The organism is Bradyrhizobium sp. 1(2017) (assembly GCF_011602485.2).
Lineage (GTDB): Bacteria > Pseudomonadota > Alphaproteobacteria > Rhizobiales > Xanthobacteraceae > Bradyrhizobium.
The window spans coordinates 1750632-1763054 of the sequence record NZ_CP050022.2 but is presented as its reverse complement, the minus strand read 5'-3'; the positions used below and the strand labels follow the sequence as shown (position 1 = coordinate 1763054).

The 12423-nt window shown below is 54.1% G+C and carries 11 protein-coding genes, 1 tRNA gene and 3 pseudogenes; 6 read left to right on the top strand and 9 right to left on the bottom strand.

What is annotated here, in order from left to right; genetic code table 11:
• Window positions 1–61: 61 nt before the first annotated feature.
• Window positions 62–136 (top strand) — tRNA-Val (locus HAP40_RS08470).
• Between the two features lie 243 nt (window positions 137–379).
• Window positions 380–640, top strand: coding sequence for a transcriptional regulator (locus HAP40_RS08465; protein WP_208024801.1), 261 nt, complete (start codon window positions 380–382; stop codon window positions 638–640).
• 46 nt (window positions 641–686) lie between these two features.
• Here the strand turns inward: HAP40_RS08465 and HAP40_RS08460 are convergent, their stop codons facing one another.
• From HAP40_RS08460 to HAP40_RS08430, 7 genes and pseudogenes are all read right to left on the bottom strand, one after another.
• Window positions 687–1163: a DUF3833 family protein gene (locus HAP40_RS08460; protein WP_166818238.1), complete on the bottom strand. Its 477-nt coding sequence runs from the start codon at window positions 1161–1163 to the stop codon at window positions 687–689.
• Window positions 1164–1585: 422 nt separating this feature from the next.
• The gene (locus HAP40_RS08455; protein ID WP_334270955.1) at window positions 1586–2149 is read right to left on the bottom strand and encodes a thermonuclease family protein; all 564 of its coding nucleotides are present in this window, start codon (window positions 2147–2149) and stop codon (window positions 1586–1588) included.
• Window positions 2136–2651: a hypothetical protein gene (locus HAP40_RS08450; RefSeq protein ID WP_166818239.1), complete on the bottom strand. Its 516-nt coding sequence runs from the start codon at window positions 2649–2651 to the stop codon at window positions 2136–2138. Before HAP40_RS08450 ends, HAP40_RS08455 begins: the two co-directional genes overlap by 14 nt.
• A gap of 168 nt (window positions 2652–2819) precedes the next feature.
• Window positions 2820–3926 carry a hypothetical protein gene (locus HAP40_RS08445; RefSeq protein WP_166818240.1) on the bottom strand — a complete coding sequence of 369 codons (1107 nt, stop codon included), beginning with the start codon at window positions 3924–3926 and terminating at the stop codon, window positions 2820–2822.
• Window positions 3927–4000: 74 nt separating this feature from the next.
• A pseudogene (locus HAP40_RS08440) lies at window positions 4001–4662 on the bottom strand (SOS response-associated peptidase).
• Window positions 4663–4668: 6 nt separating this feature from the next.
• Window positions 4669–5262 carry a hypothetical protein gene (locus tag HAP40_RS08435; protein ID WP_166818241.1) on the bottom strand — a complete coding sequence of 198 codons (594 nt, stop codon included), beginning with the start codon at window positions 5260–5262 and terminating at the stop codon, window positions 4669–4671.
• A gap of 1 nt (window position 5263) precedes the next feature.
• Window positions 5264–5622: pseudogene (locus HAP40_RS08430) on the bottom strand (hypothetical protein).
• A gap of 29 nt (window positions 5623–5651) precedes the next feature.
• On the opposite strand from HAP40_RS08430, the gene HAP40_RS08425 reads away from it, so the two are divergent.
• Both HAP40_RS08425 and HAP40_RS08420 read left to right on the top strand, forming a co-directional pair.
• The gene (locus tag HAP40_RS08425) at window positions 5652–6905 is read left to right on the top strand and encodes a recombinase family protein (protein ID WP_166818242.1); all 1254 of its coding nucleotides are present in this window, start codon (window positions 5652–5654) and stop codon (window positions 6903–6905) included.
• A 537-nt stretch (window positions 6906–7442) separates the two neighbouring features.
• On the top strand, window positions 7443–9002 hold the full coding sequence (locus tag HAP40_RS08420) for a hypothetical protein (protein ID WP_166818243.1): 1560 nt from the start codon (window positions 7443–7445) through the stop codon (window positions 9000–9002).
• Window positions 9003–9278: 276 nt separating this feature from the next.
• Here the strand turns inward: HAP40_RS08420 and HAP40_RS08415 are convergent, their stop codons facing one another.
• Together HAP40_RS08415 and HAP40_RS08410 are read right to left on the bottom strand one after the other, a co-directional pair.
• Window positions 9279–9479, bottom strand: a complete 201-nt coding sequence (locus HAP40_RS08415; protein WP_166818244.1) for a hypothetical protein — start codon at window positions 9477–9479, stop codon at window positions 9279–9281.
• A gap of 826 nt (window positions 9480–10305) precedes the next feature.
• Entirely contained in the window at window positions 10306–10773 is a 468-nt protein-coding gene (locus HAP40_RS08410) for a bifunctional DNA primase/polymerase (protein ID WP_166818245.1), read from the bottom strand.
• A 148-nt stretch (window positions 10774–10921) separates the two neighbouring features.
• Here HAP40_RS08410 and HAP40_RS37300 point away from each other — a divergent pair.
• Both HAP40_RS37300 and HAP40_RS08405 read left to right on the top strand, forming a co-directional pair.
• A pseudogene (locus HAP40_RS37300) lies at window positions 10922–11083 on the top strand (hypothetical protein); the annotation flags it as partial.
• Window positions 11084–11148: 65 nt separating this feature from the next.
• A complete protein-coding gene (locus HAP40_RS08405; protein ID WP_166818246.1) occupies window positions 11149–12282 on the top strand; it encodes a site-specific integrase in 1134 nt (377 codons plus the stop codon).
• Window positions 12283–12423: the final 141 nt, after the last annotated feature.

Below are 12423 nucleotides of genomic sequence, written 5' to 3'. Positions count from 1 at the left end.
TCTAAATCGCGGGCTCCATGTGCCGGCCGGCCGAAAGTCCGGCCGCCTGCATGATGGTCCCGGGCGCATAGCTCAGCGGGAGAGCGTTCCCTTCACACGGGAGAGGTCCAAGGTTCGATCCCTTGTGCGCCCACCATTATCCCCGACTTCTCAAATAGTTGGCCAGTTGGCTTTGTGAACCGCTCTTAGGACATTCTCTTTCAGAGCGGAACGAAGCGCGAAATGTCGTGCAGTGCCGTGCAGATTCCGTGCACTAGGCGCCGCGTGAATTATTCGTGGCGGCCCTACAATCTGTGGGTCAGAAAAATTCAGAAGCACCTTTTAGTTTTCCAGAAAAGGGGATACGAGCTTTCGTGAGCTTTACCGATTTTGGGTACAAATGATCGACCCTGACAAAGTGGATCGAGCGCAAATCCGAGCGGCCAGGGCTTTGCTCGATTGGACCCAGCCTGACTTGGCCAACGCGGCCAATGTCGCGCTTGCAACTTTGAAACGGTTTGAAATCGGTCATACGCAACCAATTCCGACTGTTAGGTCTGCAATTGTGCGCGCGTTGGAAGCCCAAGGCATTCAGTTTCACTACGACCAGAAACGCGCCTACGTTAGCCTCGATGTGAAGAAGCTTAAGCGTTCTGCTTGAGTGAACACAGTCATGCGTTAGCGGTGCCCGAGTTCACACCTAAGGCTTAGAGCTTCCGATAAGTGACATGCGCCGTGGCGAACGGAATGTGCGCTCGCCCGGCGCTCCCGCGAACGATGCACGCCTTATCATCTATCGCATAGAACCAATCATCGAAGTTCAGTTTGAACGATTCGCCGTCGCCCTGCGGCGTGTCGCGAGTGTATTTCCAATGGAAAGCACATCCGGCTTGTTCGCCTGTGGCCTCGCCTTCCAACCTGTTTTCGTGTCCGATGTATTGGCCTTCCGCCATCTTGTGAATTGTCCAGCGTAGTGTGTCGCTGTGGCCATCATCGAATGTGTACGTTTCAGTTAGCACAACAGTGTCAGTGTCCGCGTCTAATTCGCCATGAGCGGCTATCGTCGCCCGCTTCAAAAGCCCGCCGACAAGACTTTCCACCACTGCCCATCCTTCGAGGCGTCCGACGAAGAACTTTTCAGGAAGAAACAACGGCGTGGTGCTTGCGAACGCGTCGATAGCCATGGCTATTTCCTCCGAAACGGCTCGACGACATAAGCCGTTTCACGTCGCCAAGTTCCTCAACGTGGAAACATGCTTGGCTCGGTGCGTTCCACCATCCGCAAGACACTCTTACAAGACGGGCATTCGTAAGAGCGAATTTCGTACCGCTTGGCGGCGGTCTCGCTACCGACGAGCCTTCGCGGCTTGGGGCACGCGGTGCAGAAGTATTCATTGCGGTCCATGGCAGACCCCAATTCGCATCAGGAGAGAAAAGAATGTAGACCGCTCGTAATATTCGAGCGGCCACCGGGTCTAAAACTCAAGCGGCTGACCTCAGCCCCAGCACTCGCAACGTAACCCGAATACGGGTGGAGAAGACTCGGAAATGCAACGCTCCAATTAAGAATGGTAGACCTAGTGGCCTCCTAGTCACACTGTGACGCTTAACGCGGATCATCCGAACATTTCGTTGTGGTGCCACCTGCTCGAATGCATGTTCGGTATAGCCATGGTGCCGCAAAGCTTCCCGCCCAAATGCCGCGCCCTGTCCGTTCGGTGTCCTTTTGCGCCTGGTCATATTTGCCTTTCGAAAAGCGCGGCCAATCCAACGCGTGGCCATGCGAGACGAGCCACTCCGCAAGATCAGTGCCCTCAACCGAACACGAAGCAACCACTCGGCCGTACCGATCGGTCTCAATGGCTGAGCACCTAACCGCGCGACTATTGATGAACTGATCCAGCTCGTTGGCGGCCTTGGCACCACACCGATAATGCAAACTATCTTCACCACGGCAAAGCTGATCGTGCTCGGGTGCGTCGATGCCCCATAAGCGAATGTAGTTACCATGGATTCCGAGAGTATCGCCGTCGATGACGCTGGCGCGGCCCGCGAAATCAGAGGCGGCACACGCGCCGTAAATGAACATCGCCAAACCAGCCAAAATCACTACTGGCGAGAAGCGCCTTGCTGATGGTCTTGCGAATAGCGGGCGCTCAATCAACCGCAATCTCGAATCCGTTGGCGGAAATTACTCGAATGCTGATGCAGTTGGTAAGATTCGTGGAGCTGCACTGCGTGTGTTGGGGAGAGGATCCGAAATCTGACACGCGCACCGATGGCAAGGCTTCGGCGGACAAGGACTTGGCAGGACTGACATCGCTTGCGGTTATCGTCCGCTCCTCTCCATTTTCCAACTGAATCACAGCGGAAACACCCGTCAGGAGAAAGTTTTCTGCGGAGAAGGTCGCGACGTAGGAGGTATCGGTGATCGAGTATTCGCCCGGCTTGGCTATGACGACGTTGCGCTTCCAACTGAACAGTGCGTGCTCCTTGTCGAGCTGCATTCCTTCTTGATCGTTCCTGTACGTCTCGTAGTCTTCCTTATACCCGACTCCAACACTCTCAACGGGCACTGGCGTTGCAAGCTTCTCGATGCACTTCGCACTAATGACATTCCAGTTAACGATGCTCGATTTGTTTTCTTGCAGACACTTTTCATAGCTCTTCACGGTACTGCGCTTGCTCCAGTACCATCCCCAGCTCGGGGTGGACGAAATCGCAAGTACAGCAACAATGGGAGTACATACGACGAGGAGGCTGCTTTTTAAGATCATGGGCAATCTAGTTTTTCGTGCAAAGTGGATGTTTCGATCACCGATGACCAATGCAACTCACCGTCATTGCGTCATTGAAGTGTAGGCCGCTTTGCGGAAACCAGCATTCAGTTCGTCACGCTGTTGACCTTGAATCTGTTGGCCGATGGTCTTCGTCGGCGTTATCACAGAAAACATGATGAACCCTCCAGCTTTGCGTGGAAGGATGAAATACTCGGCTATCGCCGACTTCTCAGAATCCTCGCAAGAGGACATCCCCCGGAACACTACTTCACTGTCAACAAGCTCGCTATTACGCGCGGAGGCAAACTTTCCTTTGCAGTCTTTTGCATCGTTCCCAACGATTGCCGCAGCCACGTCAAGCCCAGCCACATTGGGTTGCGGGGGAATAATGCGAACGAACCCAGTCGCGTTGTCGGCTTTCCAAGCCGCCCCGGTAGATGCAAGAGCAACAGGCGTCTGAGACCGGCTAACTAGGCTCGGATGAGACAACGAGGTTGCTTTGAGAATAAAGTTTGAGGCCAGCTGCATCGCCTCCAACTGCAATTCTGCCGAGCCTTCTTGCGGACGCGTCGGTTCCAAGCTGGACGCGTTGGTTGGCGATGTGTTTGGCGCGACAAGTTTCGGCGTGGCGTTGGAAGCGACCGCCGCCGTGAAGTCACTGGCGGCAGCGATACCTCCGGCATTAATGGTCTTCACGCACGTTACCAGCGCAGGAATGAGAACCGATGTTCCGCTCAGATCGAATTGAAAAAGGTGACCTTGGGCAAATGCAGACATTGTTCGCGCTGCGCGGAAGCTCTTAACTAGAGCGGAATTGTCCGGCATTGGAACAAAGACCGTCGTCCCCGATATGGCCACGGCGTCTACGTTGAACGTGTTCCGGCCATCGAAACTCAGAACGATTGGAAACTTCTGTCCTTGGGATAGAGTCCAACTCTGATGTGTGAACGCGAGCATCCAACTGAAAGCCTTGGTGACTAGAACACCAAAATTGATGCCGCTCTTGTAGCTCGCGCTCGCAATGCAGTTCGAGAACTGGCCAGTCTTATCGTCCGTATAAGCTCCGCCCGACCATCCGGCGACGGATATCCTACCGTAGGGACCGCGTGCCTGGACCGGATTCACAATAGTGACGAACAGAACTAGTGCGGCAATTATAGCACGCATGGAACTCCCCCTGTACCCTCAGGTTGGCGTCCCATCTTTCCAAAAACTTAAGCGCCGTCAAGTATTAGCCGCAGTCACGTCACAGCTACGTCTTCTTTCGCCTCACCTCGCGCGACAATTATCAACCCATCATCCGCCAAAGGCCGCTCAATGCCTTCGCCTCGACCCAAGGCGCGCGCATCCACACGTCGCGCTCTTCGTCCGTCGTGAGGATGACCGGCATAGCCTTCGAATGGATTGGCTCGACAACAGCGTTTGGCGTTGTCGTTAGAAATCCATAGACGTTGTGGGGACCGGGCACCGGCTTGCTCTTAGTGCCACGGTCGCCATTGAAGATCGTCCAGATGCCAGCGAAAGCAGCGAGCGGCCTGTCGGCATTGACGGCGAACCACACGACATCCTTCTTCTTGGTATCGGGATTTGGTTCGGGTGCGTATTCAGCGAAGCTGTTGAACGGCACAAGGCAGCGGTTCTCAGGCTTCAGCCATCCACGCCAGTGCGGCGATGACGTGTTGCGGATATTGGTCACAGGCGGTCCACCGGTTCGCGGTGGAGGCGGCATGCCCCAACGCATTAAGGTGAGTTCGGTGCCGTTGTCGGCATTGCGCACGACCGGCGCCGGATAGTCGGGAAACACGCCCGGCATTGGCGCGAGATTGCCGACGTAGCGATTGACCACGCGAAAAAGCGAAAGAATGGCGGCTTGGTTGGTGGTGATGCTGTAGAGGTTGCACATATTGAGTTACGCATCAGTGCGATTTGATTGCCAAAGTATCAAGTCGAGCTTTTTCGCGCCGGTGAAATGCGCAAACTCTGAGAACGCCGTGTCGAACTCTGCAATCAAAACCGAGAACAAGGGTTCTTCTTTCGCCAGCTTATGAAAGCGACATATCGCTTGATATCTTTCAGTGCCTCGTTTCATCCGAGCAGCGACGCTTCCTCCCGCATAGTTTGATAATCGCAGCCGCTTCAGGACCTCGCTATCATATACGGGCAAGTTGGCATTCACGGTGGCCAAGAGTTTCGACGCAAATGACGCGTGGACCTGGTTGCAACTATCCAAGATCGCCTGAAGCACGCGTAAAAAATCGGAATCGGATTCGGTCTTTTCGACATTTAGCAAAGCAAAATAGCTCTGCCTAAAAGTCTGCGGCCCGCGCAACTTGTAGAAATCTGCGAAATCACGCTGATACGCAGAGTCTACCGAAACGTCCGTTGTATGAAGCGTCTTTTGAAGTCTGTCGTACTGAGCAAGCCGCTTTACCGGCATGCGTTTGAATATCTCGGGCAAGTTGCTGCGCAACTCTGTCAATATGTCAGCAACTTCGTTTTCCATGTCATCTCTCCCGCCACCACGTTGAAGGCGGATGGCTCGCCGAAATTTTCATTAGCCTCAACGCCACCAGCGCGCTTCGCTTGTACGGATATCGCCGTACTGCGGAGCAATTCTTGCAACGCATCTAGCGCTCTAGTTCATGTACCGGCGTCGCCTTAGGACGACGAACAATTTCTAGCGCCACGGCCTGATTCGTGCCGCATCCCAGGCAACGCACTTCCAGATAAGGATAGCCACCGTTGATCGCATCGCCGATCGTGGGCGATGGCTGAGCCTATAGCCGAGCATGCGATAGTTCCACGCCTCGCACGCGAGCTTGTCGGCGACCTTGCGCGCTTCCTTAGCACGTTCGGCCGACATCTTGATTCGGGTTCGATAACGACGGCAGCATGCTCGCAAGCATCGTCAAGAACATCAAGAGAGTTATGGCCGCCGAGTACAGCCGCGAGCTTTCGGCAAAGGTCTACGCCGGCCAATGCCGATTTGCTCGCTTGGGCTACAAAGCGTGCGGCAAAGTTGGTTACGCCCTAGTGCGGGAGCTTGTGGACGAGAAAGACCGGTCGAAGGGCATTCTGAAAGACGGTGAACGCAAATACCTTACCACAGACCATATTCGAGTTCGTCCGGGTGAGCCGCATGAGGTGGCCACAGTCCAATGGATTTTCTCTCGCTTCTTAGAGGTAAAATCCGAGTCCGTCGTTGCATGGGAATTGAACAAGAGGCAGGTGCCGACCCGCACGGGCAAGCCGTGGACGCGCGTGATGGTTGGCGCCATTCTCAGGGAGGAAAGTTACATAGGGAACCTGATTTTCAATCGGCGATCATGGAAGCTGCGTCAGACACGAACTTACAATCCGCCCGACCAATGGATTCGAGCGGAAGGATGCCTCGAACCGGTTGTTGATCGCGAGGTCTTCAAGCAAGCTAATAGATTCATTGAAGAGCGCCGCGTTGATATCTCGGAAGAAGAGATGCTTGTCCGGTTGCGCCGAACATTGCTCAAAGAAGGTCGCTTGAGCATCAGCATCATCGATCGCACACCGGGCTTACCCTGTGTCGCGACGTGTCAAACGCACTTTGGCAGCATGAGAAACCTTTATCGGTTGCTCGGCTTCACTCCCAAGCGGAACTATGAGTTTTTGGAATCGCGTCCTCTCTGGTCTGAACAGAAGACGAGACTTACATCGCGCATCCGGGCTGCCATCAGCAAAGCGGGTTGTCGAACGAGCTCCGGCGGCTGGACAGATTCGTTGCGTGTGAATGACAACATCTGCGTATCGGTCCGGGCGGCACGCTGGACGCCAGGCCAATTGGAGTCTCATTCGCCACATTGGACAATTCAATGTGACGCGCACGTACCCGCAGGATGGATTGCAGCCATTAGACTCTCCGAGCATAACCGGACCGTGCTCGATTACGTTTTGCTGCCTACCGATGGCAAAGTGAAGCGAACCATCAGGTTTTCGGAAGCGGCCCGTGACCGTCGTAAGATAACTTGCTTCAAAACGGCCAATGCGCTCATTCGGGCCATCACCCGGAGGCTAACCAAGAAATGCCGTGCTTCCCGAGCCACGCCAACGCGGCCGAGCACGCGATCGAAAATAAGCCGGCCCAAAACCAAGAGCGCCCGCGCACCGCGCTGATTGATCGCAGATAGAGGAACGCGCCGAGCAGCGTGCCGTAGTTCCTTCGAAAATCCCCGTTAAGCCTTGCGATCTTCGACAGATCGGAGGTCACGTCGCTTTCATCCGTCATCGTGCTGGTTCCGCCCGTAACAGTTAGACCAGCACCTTATGAACCACTGTTTTGCCCGACGGAGCAAGTAAAATATTCGCTATATCAGAAATCGTAAACCTTGACCCAAACGGAGCCATCGAAAAGGCTCGCCTCCGGCAAAGTCGGTCACGTTAGCGAAATGACCTTCACCACCGGCCAGCCCGCCGCGTCATCGTCGGGACGCCGCAACGGGTCCCATTTTTTGGATACGGGAATCGGTAGACGTGCTCAGGTTGTGAAGATAGTGTTGCCCCATAGGTTTCAGCCACGTCTTAGAGCAGACATACCCGTAGCAAATGGGTGTGAGAAACCTTTACCCGGAACATACAACAAGCGTGCTGTTAGAACGCCGAAATTTCTGATCGAGTTCAGGTTGCCTTGCTGAGATTTCGCAGGGGTAAGCGATGGACAGTTTCACGAAGGAAACGGTGATCATCGTGCACGGTACCTGGGCGGCGCCCAAGCCAGACATGGCTCAATGGTATCAGCCAGACGATGGCAAAGGCGCAACAGATGGCTTTGTCAGGAAACTGAATATTGCTCTGTGGTCGCGCGGCTCCGCAGCTCGGTGCTGGGCGCACTGTGACGACGGGAAGCCCATTTTTTACTGGTCGCAGGGCGAGAATAGCTGGATTGCACGCACGCACGCGGCCACTGCGTTAGCGGAGTATGTGCACAACCTTCAGAACGAAGGCTGGCGCTGTCATTTGGTAGCGCACAGTCACGGCGGCAATGTCGTTGTCGAAGCTCTAGCGCAAATTTCGGCTGCGTCCAAATCGAACGGAGGACTTGGTAAGGTTGTAACTATAGGGACACCATTCATGGACACATTGTCGCCAATACGGAAACGAGCCGAGCGACAAGCAAATTGGCTAAGAATAATCGGCTGGGGCATCATCTGGGTCTATGTCATTGGCTTAGCTCTAAACGTGGTTATCTTGGCAGTGTTGGTTTTGCCAACGCTGTGGCCGTATTGGACGGCGGCCTCGATGGTTCTCATTTTATTTTTCTTATGGCGCGCACGTCGCAGGTCTCTGAATCGCATCCAGATCGCGCAAATAAACGATGCTGACGAACATATTCAGCCGCAAGCCACTTTACTAGCAATCGGCTGCCCGACCGACGAAGCATGGCAAGTACTTCACCATTTGCCCACGATCGATGCCCCTCTTGCTGTCAAGGAAACTCTGCTCCGTTACTTGGTTTCCTCAGTCCAATCCCAGATGTTTCGCCTTGGCGAGGTTGCGCGCATTCGTGGCGCTAAATCGTTCAGAGATATTGGAATATTTGCAAAATGCGTAGCCGGAATCCTAGATTTCTACATTGTCAGTTCGACTCTGGACATTCTCAAATGGGCTGTTGACCGATCGGCTGGAACCTTTGAGACTGAGGGGCCGGGTTCGGAGGGTCTCATAGCGCAGCACGAAGCCGAAGCTCTCATGTGGCAGAATGCACAGCTGTTCGCCGCGCCCGTTCTTATAGTACTGGTCGCGCTGGCCTTTAGGCCATTTTTGGGGGCAGCGTTCTACTCAGCGATCTGGTCGCCGTTTCGCTGGTGTGCTCACCTATTGCAGTCTTTAGCGAGCGTTGGTCCCGCGCTTGTAACCTACTTTGTACGCCGCTGGAGCTGGCCTGTGCTGCTGAGACTCGTCATGGGCTTAGAGAATTACGGGTTCAATCCTCCCCCAGTCACACAGTTTCCAAGCAACGTCACAGACAAGTTTGTCAGATACGAAAACATGCCGAAAGGTGCTGAGCAACGCGCATTGAGGAAGCGAAGCGAATGGATTTCACGGCATCTCGGAAGTGTATCACAGACCTTCGCGGGCCTAGCAGTGTCAGCTTCTGATGTTGTATCGTTACTCCGCACAATCGAAGCGGATCAAACATTGGTTCACGCCGCCTATTACACCGACGACGAGTGCATTGCCAGGATCGCTGATTGGATTGCTGGGAGGGGATGATACACCTTCAGATACAACTGGCAATCTTCGCGTTGACCGAGAGCAGAAGCTGACCGACCTAGCTGATGACATCTATCGTTCCATACCAAACCGGCGACGCGAGCTTGGGACAGTCAACGGCTATCCATCCGTTGCCTCCATCCTGCTTTAGATTCCCAGAACGACCGGTGGCGGGTGGGACATCCCGGGACACGTCGCCGCGCTCAACGTCGGGCGCCGCAAGCGGAGAGTACTCGCTTTATGGACGCGCACTATCTCCCACAGAACGCCCCGATTTTATGCCAGAATCCAAGCCACTTTTTCGCCGCCCGCACCGTCACCGAAGATATCAACCGCCGTGTTCGCCGGAAGAAACTGACGCGTGCTGTTGTTGGCGTCGGGCGCCGTACCGAGCGATGAATAGAGAGAGAACGCGGGTTCACCTTCAACGGAAGTCTCAACCAGACCCGCGTTCGTGGTCGTATCGGCCGAAGTCACTGTTTGGGACCACACTGCGCGACCAGGTTCGGTGACGTTCTATCGGAGTGTGACTGAGGTCTTAGACAAGCGGCCCAAAACCAAATTCGATCCTTCTGGACCTTGAAGACCGCTATTCAATACGTGTACCTTTTAGCTAATACATCTTAATGTTTAGCTTGGCGGATTGCGAATCATAGCACGGTCTTTGGGGACGCAATCGAAAGCTACCAACATGTATAGAGCAGCACCTGGACGAACTGGATAGGGGGACGTAGTGCCGAACGCGCCGCTCGTTTCGTTGCGCAGAAGGAATAAGCAGACGGAAAAGATTGAGAGAACCGGTGTCAAGTTTCCGTTGTGGCGAAAGAAGGTTGATAACTCCATTTTCAGAGATGCTGGCACAACCATCCCCAACTGGGTGTGTGCGCTATGGAAATTTGATCGCGTCTTTCCGGGAATCCTCAACTCGAAAAATCCGGTAACAGCCGTATCAGTTACCTTCGAGGGCCGCTCATACAAGGGACGAGTAGTAAGCACTCATCCAAAAGTTCGCGCCAACCAAGTCTATCGACTTTACTTTGAAGACGAGTTGGTATCGCGGCTAAAAGAGTCCTTTCTCATGAGCCACATGCGCGATCTCGAAAGCAGACTACGCGACGATACAACCGACATCGAATCGCAAATTCCATTTTGGGAATTTCTAGATATCGAATTCGACCACAGAACAAAGACATTCAACTTTGTCGCCCATTACAAACAGCTTCCCACCTTTCCCAACCTATTCAAGAGCCTCATCGGATCGCCAGCCATCAAACGCCTTGAGGACGAAATTACTCATCCCGGACTATTCAGAATTCAAAAGCAGGATTGGCGCCCCCGCGCCATGTTCGAAACCCGCCGCAATCACGTAGCCCCCTTCACCGCGCACATCGATTCCTGGTTCAAAGCCTCCCCGATTTCCAATTCCATCGACGTAGCGGAAGTAAAAGTGCCTACCGCCTGATGGCGAAGCTACCGTGTAAGTATCGGGTAGCTCACCGTGCGTTGCTTCAAGTCGCGCCAGCGCGGCCGCGCCATCTGCATTCTCTTTGATATCGATGTCGAGAATCCAAAGGCCGGACGCAATGCCGGTTGGAATGCCGATCATTGCATTTGGCCACTGCGACCACCACGCGTTGATAATGTCGTGATCGATGGTCGCGTTCTTGAAGCCACGCGGCGTTAGAGGACTCTTATCTGCGGGATTGCACGGAAATACGGGCCAGCCAAGCGCGGCATAGCCGAGCGCAGCGATCATAATTGAGTTGTTCATGCGTTTTCCTGGTCTTCAGACGCCTGTTGGCTTGCGCCGCGATTTGAGAAGCTATGGTGGCACGGTGGCCCTCGATGAGTTCGAGTGAGCCCCGGCTTGACACCGTGCACTTACGTACTCTAAAAGAGTCTTCTGAGTCTATTAATTTTTGCGGGGAAAGGATTTGAGCGGCTTCGAACCATCGACCCCGCTTCACGCCAACGACAACTTGCCGGGCATCGGCCGAATCTTCAATTTGAAGGAAGCCGCGCTGAAACTAAGGATCAGCAAGAGGGCGTTGAGGGAGCTGGTCAAGCGCCACCCTTTTTACTCAAAGAACGGACGGCTCTTCCTGTTCTCTGAGCAAGATTTGTTATCGATCTGGGAGACTATGCGTTGCCGCTCAAACTTGTCAGACGAAAGGGCTCAGAATACTGGTACCTTCGTGGCACTGTCCGAAAACAAGCTGTATTCGAAAGCACGGGAACTAACGACAAGAAGGCTGCCGAAGCCATCCGCATAAAGCGCGAAGCTCGCCTCTTGCAAGATAGCATCTACGGAAGGGAAGCTAACCTCACGTTTTTTGAGGCGGCGGTTTCATATATGGCAGCCGGAGGATCGGCTCGATTTCTCGGCAAAGAAGTCAATGGAAGGTGGACGGGGCTTCTAGGCTATTTCGAAACCAAGATACTTCATAAGATCACCCAAGAAGACTTGGACGCAGCCGCTGAAAAATTATGTCCTCGTACGCAGCAAGATACGAAGAACCGGCAATGCTACACGCCTTTCATCGCGGTCTGGAACCATGCGCTACCGGACTCGTCACGGAAGTGGAAACGCCCAAAGAAACCCAAGGGCACCAACATCATTCGGGCGAAGGCATTGCGCGCCGGTACTAAAGCAGTTGGGTACGAACGAGCTTGTGATTTTGTTGTGTCTATGTCCCCTGCACCGGCAATGGTCATGACGGCACTCTTCTATACGGGAATGCGCCCAATCGAGCTGTTCGTACTATCGGCTGACATGGTGGACCTTGAAGGGCGTTGGATCACCCTAGCAAACTCTAAGATCGGAGAACCGCGAGGAATTCCGATCCATGAGTTCTTGGTCCCTCTCTTCAAGGCTTTGATAGAACGAGGTGGTCTATTATTTCGAAGCTCGTTGGGCACCCCATACCCCGTCCGTGCAGGGATCAGTGGCCAAATGAAAACAGCTATCAGGAACGCCAGGAAGAGGTCGGGTATCGGCGGCATCAGTCCCTACACGGCACGCCACACGGTCTCCACTCAACTAGTTATCGCCGGAGTGCATCCACACATCAAGGATCAGATTCTGGGCCATGCCGTAGACGATATGAGTCGTCACTACACACATGTCCCGCAAGCCCCTCTTATCGAGGCCATCAATATGCTGCCCGTTATCAGCGCTTGGTCGAAAGCGCCTTGGATGGCAGACCCTGTCGGCATGGCTAGGAAGTTTGTGAAAGGGATGGGGCGCCGGAATGATCTATCGAAAGTAGTGCAAAACTAGCGCAACCGATGACTAAGCAGCACATTTTTCTCGCGCGATCAACGACTTGCGAATGGCGACCTTGCCCTTCACACGGGAGAGGTCCAAGGTTCGATCCCTTGTGCGCCCACCATTCAATTTCCTCAACCAGACCGGCTGCCG

Excerpts from the sequence above, each read along its gene's own strand:
- HAP40_RS08420 (WP_166818243.1), top strand. The coding sequence starts at position 7,443 with ATGGACAGTTTCACGAAGGAAACGGTGATCATCGTGCACGGTACCTGG.
- HAP40_RS08445 (WP_166818240.1), bottom strand. The coding sequence starts at position 3,926 with ATGCGTGCTATAATTGCCGCACTAGTTCTGTTCGTCACTATTGTGAAT.
- HAP40_RS08435 (WP_166818241.1), bottom strand. The coding sequence starts at position 5,262 with ATGGAAAACGAAGTTGCTGACATATTGACAGAGTTGCGCAGCAACTTG.
- HAP40_RS08425 (WP_166818242.1), top strand. The coding sequence starts at position 5,652 with ATGCTCGCAAGCATCGTCAAGAACATCAAGAGAGTTATGGCCGCCGAG.
- HAP40_RS08410 (WP_166818245.1), bottom strand. The coding sequence starts at position 10,773 with ATGAACAACTCAATTATGATCGCTGCGCTCGGCTATGCCGCGCTTGGC.
- HAP40_RS08465 (WP_208024801.1), top strand. The coding sequence starts at position 380 with ATGATCGACCCTGACAAAGTGGATCGAGCGCAAATCCGAGCGGCCAGG.
- HAP40_RS08460 (WP_166818238.1), bottom strand. The coding sequence starts at position 1,163 with ATGGCTATCGACGCGTTCGCAAGCACCACGCCGTTGTTTCTTCCTGAA.